General features: G+C 73.7%; 7 protein-coding genes. 5 read left to right on the forward strand and 2 right to left on the reverse strand.

What is annotated here, in order from left to right; all coding sequences use genetic code 11:
* From AC1MIR_RS08515 to AC1MIR_RS08530, 4 genes are all read left to right on the forward strand, one after another.
* On the forward strand, window positions 1-2,612 hold a 2,612-nt coding region (locus AC1MIR_RS08515), incomplete at its 5' end, for an SDR family NAD(P)-dependent oxidoreductase (protein WP_480027748.1).
* A gap of 24 nt (window positions 2,613-2,636) precedes the next feature.
* The gene (locus AC1MIR_RS08520; RefSeq protein ID WP_480027749.1) at window positions 2,637-3,959 is read left to right on the forward strand and encodes an aminotransferase class I/II-fold pyridoxal phosphate-dependent enzyme; all 1,323 of its coding nucleotides are present in this window, start codon (window positions 2,637-2,639) and stop codon (window positions 3,957-3,959) included.
* Between the two features lie 12 nt (window positions 3,960-3,971).
* Window positions 3,972-4,760 carry a formyltransferase family protein gene (locus AC1MIR_RS08525; RefSeq protein ID WP_480027750.1) on the forward strand — a complete coding sequence of 263 codons (789 nt, stop codon included), beginning with the start codon at window positions 3,972-3,974 and terminating at the stop codon, window positions 4,758-4,760.
* A 35-nt stretch (window positions 4,761-4,795) separates the two neighbouring features.
* On the forward strand, window positions 4,796-6,085 hold the full coding sequence (locus AC1MIR_RS08530) for a capsule biosynthesis protein (RefSeq protein WP_480027751.1): 1,290 nt from the start codon (window positions 4,796-4,798) through the stop codon (window positions 6,083-6,085).
* A gap of 65 nt (window positions 6,086-6,150) precedes the next feature.
* Here AC1MIR_RS08530 and AC1MIR_RS08535 read toward each other — a convergent pair whose 3' ends face one another.
* Window positions 6,151-8,163 carry a TRAP transporter permease gene (locus tag AC1MIR_RS08535; RefSeq protein ID WP_480027752.1) on the reverse strand — a complete coding sequence of 671 codons (2,013 nt, stop codon included), beginning with the start codon at window positions 8,161-8,163 and terminating at the stop codon, window positions 6,151-6,153.
* Window positions 8,164-8,185: 22 nt separating this feature from the next.
* Entirely contained in the window at window positions 8,186-9,181 is a 996-nt protein-coding gene (locus AC1MIR_RS08540; protein ID WP_480027753.1) for a TAXI family TRAP transporter solute-binding subunit, read from the reverse strand.
* Between the two features lie 148 nt (window positions 9,182-9,329).
* Here AC1MIR_RS08540 and AC1MIR_RS08545 point away from each other — a divergent pair, with 148 nt between their 5' ends.
* On the forward strand, window positions 9,330-10,028 hold the full coding sequence (locus tag AC1MIR_RS08545) for a CBS domain-containing protein (protein ID WP_480027754.1): 699 nt from the start codon (window positions 9,330-9,332) through the stop codon (window positions 10,026-10,028).
* Window positions 10,029-10,040: the final 12 nt, after the last annotated feature.

Genomic DNA, 10,040 nt, shown 5'->3' on the forward strand with positions numbered 1-10,040 from the left:
GCGCCGCCCGCCTCGCCCGCGGCGCGGCGGCGCCGGAACGCCTGGAATTCGGCCCCGTGCCGGCGCCGCGTGCGCTCGCCGGCGCGCGCGTCGTCGCGCTGCTGGCGCCGGAGCCGCCCGACCTTGCCGCCACGCTGACCGGGCTGGTGGCGCTGGCCGAGGCCGCGCATGGCAGCGCCGCCGAGTTCGTCGTCGTCACCCAGGGCGGCGCGCAGCCGGCCGAGGGCGCGCATCGCCCGGCCGCGGCGGCAGCCCAGGGCCTGCTGCGCGTGCTCGCCAACGAGATGCCGGCGCTGAAGCCGCGGCGCCTCGATCTCGCGCCCGACCTGCCGATCCAGGCGGCCACGCGGCGCCTCGCGGCGGAACTCGAGGCGCGGGACGGCGAGCCGGAAGCGAGCCTCGCGGCCTCGGGCCGGCTGGTGCCGCGGCTGATCCCGGGGATCGCGGAGCCGCCACCCGCCGGCCCGCTGGCCCTCGGCATCGCCCAGCCCGGCCGGCTCGGCACGCTGCACTGGGAGCCCGCGGTTCGGCGCCGGCCGGGACCGGGCGAGGTGGCGATCCGCGTGGAGGCCGCCGGCCTCAATTTCCGCGACCTGATGTGGGCGCAGGGCCTGCTGCCGGAGGAAGTGCTGGAAGCCGGCTTCGCCGGTCCGACCCTCGGCATGGAATGCGCCGGCGTGGTCGAGGCGGCCGGGCCGGGGGTCGCGCTGCGCCCGGGCGCGCGGGTGTTCGGCGTGGCGCCGGCCGCGCTCGCCGCCCGCGCCGTCACGCGGGTGGAGGCGCTGGCGCGGCTGCCGGAAGGGCTTTCGGCGGAGCAGGCCGCGACCATCCCCGTCGCGTTCCTCACCGCGGTCTACGCGCTCGAGGAATGCGCGCGGCTGCAGCCGGAGGAGACGGTGTTGATCCATGGCGGCGCCGGCGCCGTCGGGCTCGCCGCGCTGCAGGTGGCGCAGGCGATCGGCGCGCGCGTGGCGATGACCGCCGGCAGTCCCGCCAAGCGCGCCTTCCTGCGCGCGGCCGGCGCCGACCTCGTGCTGGACAGCCGCGATCCCGGCTTCGCCGACGCCCTGCGCGCACACTGGGGCGAGGGCGTGGACGTCGTGCTCAACTCGCTCGCCGGCGAGGCGATGGAGCGGAGCCTCGGCCTCATGAAACCCTTCGGCCGCTTCGTGGAGCTGGGGAAGCGCGACTTCGTGGAGAACCGCCGCGCGCCGCTGCGCCCGCTGCGGCGCAACGCGACCTACTACGCGGTGGATGTGGACGAGTTGCCACGCGCCCGGCCGGCGCTGGCCGCGCGGCTGCTGGCCCGGATCACGGAAGGCCTGCGCGACGGCACCTTCCGACCTCTGCCCCTCTCGGTCTTCGGGCCTGAGGAGGTGGAGGCGGCGTTCCGCACGCTGCAGGCCTCCGCCCATATCGGCAAGCTGGTGATCCGCCCGCCGGCGCCGCGCGAGGCCGCGGCGGCGGCACCCTGGCTGCCGGAGCCCGACCAGGTGGTGGTCGTCACCGGCGGCACGCGCGGCTTCGGGCTCGCCTGCGCGAGATGGCTGGCGCGCCAGGGGGTGAAGCACCTGGCGCTGATCGGCCGCCGCGCGGCGGGGGACGACGCGGCGGCGCTGCGCGAGCTCGGCGCGCTCGGCGCCCGGGCCGCGATCCACGCCTGCGACGTCGCGGACGCGCCCGCGCTGGAGGCCACGCTCGGGCGCATCCGCAAGGCGCATCCGATCGGCGGGGTGGTGCATGCCGCGGGCGTGCTCGCCGATGGCGCGGCGGTGGCGACGGATGCCCAGCGATTCCGGCAGGTGCTGGCGCCCAAGCTGCAGGCCGCGGAAAGCCTGGACCGCCTGACCGCAGGCGATCCGCTGCGCCTGTTCCTGCTGTTCGGCTCCGCCACCACCGCCTTCGGCAATCCGGGCCAGGCCAACTACGTCGCCGCCAATGCCGGGCTGGAGGCGCTGGCGCGGCGCCGGCGCGCGGCCGGGAAGCCCGCGCTGGCCGTGGCCTGGGGGCCGATCGCCGATGTCGGCATGCTCGCCGACGACGCGCGGAAGGCGGAGACCCTGCATCGCCGCCTCGGCGTCGCCGCGATGACGGCGGAGGAGGCGCTCTCGGCCCTGCCCGCCCTGCTCGCCGCGCCGCATGCCGCGCCGATCGTCGCGCGGCTCGCCGGCATGGGCACGCGGCTGCGCCTGCCGGTGATGGCCGAGCCGATCTTCGCCGCGCTCGCCGCCGAGGAGACCGGCGCCGGCGATGGCGACCTCCGCGCCCGTCTCGCCGCCATGCCGCGCGAGGAGGCGGAGGCCACCATCCAGCGACTGGTGCAGGAGGAGATCGGCCGCATCCTGCGGTTGCCGGCCGAGGCGGTCTCGGCCGACGCACCGGTGACAGGCCTCGGCCTCGACAGCCTTGGCGCGCTGGAACTGCGCGGCGCGCTGGAGGCGCGGATGCAGCGGCAGGTGCCGATCGCCGGCCTGTCCGAGGAGTTGACGGTCGCCACCCTGGCGCGGCAGATCGCTCAGGCGGTGCTGGCGCCGGCGGCCGGAGAGGCCACGATCGCCGTGCTGATGGAGACCTTCGAGCCCTCGCAGCAGGATCTGCGCGCGGCCGGATAGGCAGAGAGGGGCAGGTCGCAGCGGATGGGCAGAGGGCAGGCTTTCGGACTTTCCACGACTGCCCGGCTCGCCCTGGTCCAGCGCCTCGCCCGTCGCCGCGAGGGGCAGGAGGCGCAGGCCGCCTCCGATCCGCGCGGCTTCGGCGCCGTGCAGAACGTCAAGGACTGGGGCCTGGTGCGCGACGCGATGGATGCGCTCGGCATCGAGAGCCCGTTCTTCCGCCAGCATGAGGGCATCGCCGGCGCGCGCAGCCTGATCGGCGACCGCGAGGTCATCAATTTCGGCAGCTACGACTATCTCGGCCTCAACGCCGATCCGCGGCTGCACCGGGCGGCGATGGACGCGATGGCGCGCTACGGCATCTCCGCCTCCGCCTCGCGCCTCGTCTCCGGCGAGCGGCCGGTGCATGGCGCGCTGGAGCGCAAGCTCGCCGCCCATTACGGCGCGGAAGCGGCGCTCGCCTTCGTCAGCGGCCACGCCACCAACGTCACGCTGATCGGCCATCTGATGGGACCGCGCGACGTGATCGTGCATGACGCGGCGATCCACAATTCCTGCGTCGAGGGCGCGCGGCTGTCCGGCGCGCGCCGCGTGCCCTTCGCGCACAACGACGCGGCGGCGGCGGAGCGCGAGTTGCGGGCCGCGCGGCGCGGCGCGCAGCGCGCGCTGCTGGTGGTCGAGGGCCACTACTCGATGGATGGCGACGTGCCGGACCTCGCCGCCTTCGTGCGCATGGCGCGCAAGCACGACGCCTGGCTGATGGTGGACGACGCGCATGGCCTCGGCGTGGTCGGCGCCACCGGCAAGGGCGCCTTCGAGGCGGCGGGCGTGGACCCGGCCGAGGTGGACATCTGGATGGGCACGCTCTCCAAGACGCTCTGCGCCTGCGGCGGCTATGTCGCAGGGCGGGCGGAGCTTGTGGACTGGCTTCGCCACACCGCGCCGGGCTTCGTCTATTCGGTCGGCCTGCCGCCGCCGCTCGCCGGCTCCGCCGCCGCCGCGCTCGACATCCTGCATGCCGAGCCGGAGCGCGTGGCGAAGCTGCAGGCGAATGCGCGGCTGCTGCGCGACCTCTGCCGCGCGCGCGGCTTCGACACCGGCGAGACCGCCGGCCTCGGCATCGTGCCCGTCGTGCTCGGCAGTTCGGTGCGCGCGGCACGCGTCTCGGCGGCGCTGCTCGAGCGCGGCGTGAACGCGCTGCCGATCGTCTTCCCCGCGGTGCCGGAAGGCTCGGCGCGGCTGCGCTTCTTCCTGTCCTCCGCGCATGAGGAAGCGGATATCCGTGCGGCGGTGGAGGCGCTGGCCGCGGCGGTGGACAGCGTGCCGGTGGCCGACGCCGCCGGCTGATCCGGCGCGGCGATGCGCATCGCGCTGCTCACCCTGCCTTCTGTGATGAGCGACGCGGCCGCGCTGGCCTTCTGCACCGCCGAATCGGGCCGGCTCGCGCTGATCGGCCTGTCGGACCCGCGGCGCGCCTCGGCGGGCGGCGCGATCGGGCAGCTGCGGCGGCACCTCGCGCGCTCGGGCCCGGGCTTCCTGCCCTATCTGGCACTCGGCTTCGGCCTGCCCGGGCGGCGGCGGGATTTCTCGCGGATCGCCGGCGCCGCGGGCGTGCCGCTGCTCACCGTCGCGGACGTCAACGGGCCGGCCATGCATGCCGCACTCCGCGCGGCGCGGCCGGACCTGATCGTGACGCTGCATTTCGACCAGATCCTCTCGGCCGAGACGATCGCGCTGGCGCCGCGCGGCGGGATCAACCTGCATCCCGGGCTGCTGCCGCGGCATCGCGGCCCGGTGCCGGCCTTCTGGGCGCTGGCGGAGGGCGAGGGACGGACCGGCGTCAGCATCCACCGCCTGGTGCCGCGCATCGATGCCGGCGCGGTGCTGGCGCAGCGCCGGGTGGCGCTGCCCGCCGGGGTCTCGGCGCTGGAGGCGGCGCGGCACCTGCATCTTGCGGGCCTGCCGCTGCTGCGCGACCTGGTGGCGCGGCTGGCGGCGGGCGAGGAGCCGGCGGGCAATGCGCCGGCGCCACTGCCCTATTGCCCCTTTCCGGACGCCGCGGCGCTCGGCGCGGCGCGGCGGCGCGGGGTGCGGCTGGTGGCGGCGCGCGACGTGCTGCTGCCGTTCCGGGGGCGCCCGGCAGGTTGACCCTGGGGCGGGGCGGTGCGAATGCCGCCGGGCCGATGCCGTCCTCCCCGACCTTCTCCGCGCGGCGGTGCTTCCTGTTCCTGCAGGGACCGATCAGCCCCTTCTTCGCGGAGGTCGCGGCGGGGCTCGCCGCGCTCGGCCATGAGGTCCACCGGATCAACCTCAACCTCGGCGACCGGATGTTCTGGCGCGGCGCGCCGGGCCGTGTGGAGGATTACCGCGGGCGGCCGGAGGATTGGCCGGGGCATGTCGCCGCCCGTCTCGACGCGCATGGCGTCACGGACATCGTGCTGCTCGGCGAGCAGCGCGACTACCACCGCGCCGCGATCGCCGCCGCCGCCGCGCGCGGCATCGCGGTGACGGTCACCGATTTCGGCTATTTCCGCCCCGACTGGATCACGCTGGAGCGCGACGGCATGGGCGGCGACAGCCGCTTCCCGCGCAGCCCCGCGGCGATCCGCGCGCTGGCCGCGACCCTGCCGCGCGCCGACCTGACCGAGCGGATGAAGGACGACTTCCCGCGCCAGGCGCGCTGGGACGTGGCCTATCATCTCGCCACCATGCTGCCCTGGCCCTTCCCGCACTACCGCAGCCACCACCTGCATCATCCGCTGGCGACCTATGCGGGGATCGGGCTGCGCCTGCTGCGCCGCCGCGCGGAGCGCGCGGAAGGCGCGCGCGCCCTGGCGGCGGTGGGCGGGAGGCCCTTCTGGGTCTTCGCGATGCAGATGGAGACCGATTTCTCCATCCGCGCCTATTCGCGCTTCCGCGACATGGACACGCCGCTCGCCGAGGTCTTCCGTTCATTCGCACGCCACGCGCCGGCGGAAGCGCGGCTGATCGTGAAGGTGCATCCGCTCGATCCCTGTCTGAAGCGCTGGGGATCGCGCGTGCCGGCGCTGGCCGCCGAGGCCGGCATCCCGGACCGGGTGCATCTGGCGCATCACGGCGAGCTGGATGCGATGCTCAGGACCTCGCGCGGCCTGGTCACCGTCAACAGCACCGTCGGGCTGCGCTCCATCGTGCTGGACCGCGCGACCAAGGCGCTCGGCAGCGCGGTGTGGGACGTGCCGGGGCTGGCGCATCAGGGGCCGCTCGACGCGTTCTGGGCCGAGGGCACGCCGCCCGACCCGGTGCTGCGCGAGGATTTCCTCGCCGCGCTGCAGGCGACGACGCAGATCCGCGGCGTCTTCTACGCGCCGCCGGGCCGCGCGATGGCGGTCGCGGAGACGGTGCTGCGCCTGCATGAAGGGCGCGTCGGCGTGCCGGAGCGCCTGATCCGCGACGGCGGAACCGCCGAAGCGGTCAACCAGTCGTCCCGATGATGCCCGGCGCAGGCCGGTGACGATCGGCTGGCCCGCTGAGCGGGTCAACCCGATCGGGCGCTGCCCTAGGCCGTGCGTCCGCGCCACTGCAACGCCGTCAGCGCGAAGGCCAGCACCAGCCCGACCCAGTGCGGATGAGGCACGAGGTCGGCCAGCAGTGCCTCGAGCGCGGCGGGGAAGACCATCAGCACGCCGGCCAGCGCCAGCAGCAGGCGCTCCCACGCGGCCAGGGCGCGCAGCAGCCATCCCTGCGTCGCGGCGGCGAGCGCCGCGAGACCGAGGGTGGCCAGCACCACCTGCCACACCACGTCGCCCCAGCCCATGTCCCCGGTGAACTGCAGCAGCAGGCCGACGCCTTCGGGATCGGTGACGAAGACGAAGGGCAGGACGAAGGCGGGCAGGGTGTATTTCCAGGCCTGCAGCGTGGTGCGGTACGGCCCCGCCCCGGTGATCGCGCTGGCCGCGAAGGGGCTCAGCGCGGTGGGCGGCGAGACCTCGCTGAGCACCGCGTAGTAGAAGACGAACATGTGCGCGGCGTAGTCCGGCACGCCGAGCTTGATCAGCGCCGGGGCGGCCACCACCGCGCAGATGATGTAGCTGGCCGTCACCGGCACCGCGAGCCCGACCACCCACACGATCAGGCCGGTGTAGATCGCCGTGACCACCACCGATCCGCCTGCCGCCTGGATCGCGATGTCGGAGAATTTCAGCCCCAGGCCGGTCAGCGTGATGACGCCCACGATGATGCCGGCGCAGGCGCAGGTGGCTGCGATGCCGACCGATTGCACCGCGCCCGCCGACAGCGCCTGCACCAGGCGCCGCGGCGTCAGCGCCGTGTCGCGCCTGAGGAAGCTCAGCACGACCGCGACGATCATGGCGTAGAGCACCGACAGCGTGGCCGAGTAGCCCATCACCATGAAGACGACGATCGCGATCAGCGTGGAGAAGTGGAAGCCGTATTCGCGCAGCAGCTTGCCGACCGGGTCCACCTGCATCTTCGTGGCCGCAGCGGCGTCGCCCGCCGCGGCGCGCGCGCGGATGCGGCGCTGGTCCAGCTCCACCATGAACAGCAGCGAGGCATAGTAGAGGCAGGTGGGGATGATCGCCATCACCAGCACCTCGAGGTAGCCGATCTTCAGGTATTCGGCGATCAGGAAGGCCGCCGCGCCCATCACCGGCGGCGACAGGATCGCGCCCATGCCGCCCGCGGCCAGCAGCCCGCCAGCATCGGCCGCCGGATAGCCCACGCGCCGCATCATCGGCCAGGCGACGGTGCCGAGCGTGACCGTCGTCGCCACGCCCGAACCCGAGGGCCCGCCCAGCAGGAAGGAGGAGAGCACGACGGTGCGCCCCGCGCTGGTGGGCTTGCCGCCGGTCAGCGCGAAGGAGAAGTCCACGAAGAATTTCCCTGCACCCGAAGCCTGCAGGATGGCGCCGTAGATGGTGAACAGCACGATCAGCGACGCGGAGACGTCCACCGCCGTGCCGAAGATGCCTTCCAGCGTGATGGTCAGGTGCGGCACCAGCCGCTCGGCGTCGTAGCCCTGGTGCTGCCAGGGGGCGGGCAGCAGGTTGCCGAAGAAGCCATAGAGCAGGAACACCAGCGCCACCGCCGGCATCACCGGGCCGGTCGCGCGCCGCGTCACCTCCAGCACCAGCGCGATCAGCATCCAGCCGACCACCAGGTCCATCGGCTCGGGAAAGACGTAGCGGTCGAGCAGGTCGTCGCCGCCGGCGACGAGGTACCAGATCACATAGACCCCGGCGGCGATCAGCGCCGCGTCCCAGGGCATCAGCCGGTGCCGCCAGCGCCGGTCGGCCGGGAACAGCGCGAAGCCCAGCACCAGCGCGAAGCCCACATGCACGAAGCGCAGCGTGGTGGTCGGCACGATGTCCCACGCCGCCCACAGGTGGAACAGCGACATCGCGAGCGCGACGACCACGGTGGCGTAGCCGAGCAGGCCGGGCAGGCGGTTCTGGACGCCCTCCTCCTGCTCGATCAGCTCTTCGAGGCGCGCTGCGGTGGCTTCGTCGAGCGCGCCCTTCGGCACCTCGGGCGGAATCAGGGTGCTGCTCATCTGCCCGAGGCGCCGCGCCGGCTCAGCCCAGATTGCCGCCGGCGGCGCGCCAGAACGCCTCGGCCGCCGGATGCCAGGGGATGCCGGCCGCCGCGCTCTTCTGCGCCGCCAGCGTGAAGTCGCGCGCGGCGGAGTGGGTGCGCACCAGGTCCTCGCGCTTGCCCCAGGCCACCTGCAGGATCTTCGTCACCAGATCCGCCGGCATGTCCTCCCGCACCGCCAGGATGTTGGCGACGGAGAGCTGCTTGTTCGGCGCCGTCTGGCCCGGATAGGTGTTGGCCGGGATCTCCTCGGGGAAATAGACCGGGCCGTTCTTCTCGACGATCTTCTGGAAGAACTCAGCGTGGTCCACCAGCACGAGCTGCGTGCCCGGCGTGGCGGCGAGATCGGTGATCGCGCTGGTCGGCACGCCGGAGACGAAGAAATAGGCATCGAGCTTGCCGTCGCGGATCGCATTGGTGGATTCCGCCGGCGAGAGCCGCTCGCGCGCGCGGAAATCCTTCTCGCGGTCGAGGCCCGCCGCCTCGATCAGGCGGAAGGCGAAGAGCTCGGTGGCGGAGCCCGGCGCGCCGGTGGAGATCCGCTTGCCCTTCAGGTCCGCCATGCTGCGGATGCCGGTGGCGGCCGTCGTCACCACCTGCATGCGGTTGGTGTAGAGCACGGCGATCGCGCGGGCCGGAACCTTGCGGCCGCGGAAGGGGCCGCTGCCGTTGATCGCGTCCACCGCGGCGTCCACCTGGCCGAACAGCATGCCGACGCGCCCGGCGCCGAGCAGCTGGAAATTCGCCACCGAACCGCCGGTGACCTCGGCGGTCGCGCTCATGCCCGGGATCTCGCGCGACATCAGGTTGGCCAGCGCGCCGCCCAGCGGGTAGTACACGCCGCCCGTCGTGCCGGTGGCGATGGACATCTGCATCGCCGCCTGCGCGCGCGCCAAGCGCGGCAGGCCGAGCGCGGCGGCGCCCGCCACCGTTGCAACGCGCAGCGCAATATCGCGTCGGCCGATCGCATGCGTCATGGACATGATCCTCCCGGTTTCGCCCGGGCAGGAATACAGGCGTGTCCGCCCCTGTCAAACCGACGGCCGATTGACCTGCGTCAAGGTTCGCCCACCCGCCGGAGCCTAACATGGTGTTATCCTGCACCGGAGCAGAGGGAACGCCCCGATGACCAGCCTCAGAGCACGCGACCTCATGACCGCCGACGTCGTCACGGTTCCGCCCGAGACGCCGGTGATGGCGATGGCGCGCCTGCTCGCCGATCGCGGGATCTCTGCCGTGCCGGTGGTGGATGCGCAGGGCCAGGTGCTCGGCGTCGTCACCGAGGCCGATCTGATCCGCCGCCTCGCCGGCGAGGCCGACAAGCCCGCGGGCTGGTTCGCGAGCCTGTTCGGCAACCAGGAATACGACGCCGAGCGCTACGCGCGCACCCACGGCGTCACCGCGCGCGACGTGATGACGGCGGAGGTGGTCGCGGTGGATCCCGACGCGCTGGCCTCGAAGGTGGCGCATCTGATGGAGGATCGCGGCATCCGTCGCGTGCTGGTGACGCAGGACGGCAAGCTGAAGGGCCTTGTCTCCCGCGCCGACCTGCTGCGCGCCCTGGTCGGCCCGCCGCCCGAGGGTGGCGAGTTCCCGGATGAGCGCATCCGCCGCGCGGTGATGGCGGCGATGAAGAAGGAGCCCTGGGCCGACACCTTCTACACGCTGGTCGAGGTGAACAACGGCATCGTGGAGTTCCACGGCTTCAGCCGCAGCGCGGCCGTGCAGCGCGGCCTTCGCGTGCTTGCGGAAAACGTCGCGGGCGTGAAGGGCGTGGTGGACAGCACCCAGCCGATGCCGGCTTACCTGTTCGCTTCGTCGTAAGACGAAGCGAAC

The sequence above is a fragment of the Falsiroseomonas sp. RANM36 genome (genome assembly GCF_056682175.1).